Annotated in this window: 1 protein-coding gene; it reads right to left on the reverse strand. The window is 57.7% G+C overall.

The window, feature by feature from the left end; all coding sequences use genetic code 11:
• A partial coding sequence (locus KDH83_RS30960) for a site-specific integrase (RefSeq protein ID WP_249205471.1) occupies nt 1-717 on the reverse strand: 717 nt, incomplete at its 3' end.
• Nucleotides 718-792: the final 75 nt, after the last annotated feature.

Consider the following 792-nt stretch of genomic DNA (forward strand, 5'->3'; position numbering starts at 1 on the left):
GTCCAACTTCGCAACAAGATTCTCGGCACGAAGGTGGGTATAGCGCTTGAGCATTTGCATGCTCTTGTGCCCGGTAATACTTGCCACCTCCATCGGATTCAAGCCCTTTTCGAACAAGCGCGAAGCTGCCTCGTGCCTCAGGTCATGCCAGCGCAGGTCTTCGATGCCAAGCGCCCTGGTCGCGCGCTTCCAAGTGCATACGACCGCATTAGGGGTCGTGTTGAGGATCCTTCCCTCCGTGCATCCAGTGCGCGATTGCAACTGCGCCAGCACCACCTGAGCTCGACGAGATAGCGGCAAGACTGCCGGCACCCCTTTGTTGTCGGCCTGACGAACTAGCGAGGGAATACGAATTACGCGGGCAGACAGATCGACCCACTCCCAGCGAAGATCAAACAACTTTCCTTGACGCAAGGCTGTTTCGATCGCCAAGTCGAATGCAACAACTACATAGGGGTTGGTTGATGCTTCCAGCCGGGCCCTCAGCGCTTCGTATTCGCCTACCTGTAGGCGTCTGTCACGCGCCGAGCTGCCACTGGGCTTCTTGATATTCTTGAGAGGATTGGCAAGCCCTTCCATACCCCATTCTTTTCGCGCGGTCTCGAACAGATGACTGACGAGCTGCAGCTCCAGCCGAATCGTGTTCTCTGCCCTCCCATCTGCACGACGCTCGTCACGGTATCGAGCGAAGTCTGCGCCGCGCAGACTGGCCAGCATACGATATGCGAGTGAGTGAACTTGCCAGCGCCGGATCCGTCCAGCCTCCTGACCAGGAGAGCGTTTGCTAGGTAC

Origin of the sequence: Achromobacter sp. Marseille-Q0513 (genome assembly GCF_018195695.1) — a bacterium.
Taxonomy (GTDB): Bacteria; Pseudomonadota; Gammaproteobacteria; order Burkholderiales; family Burkholderiaceae_B; genus Achromobacter.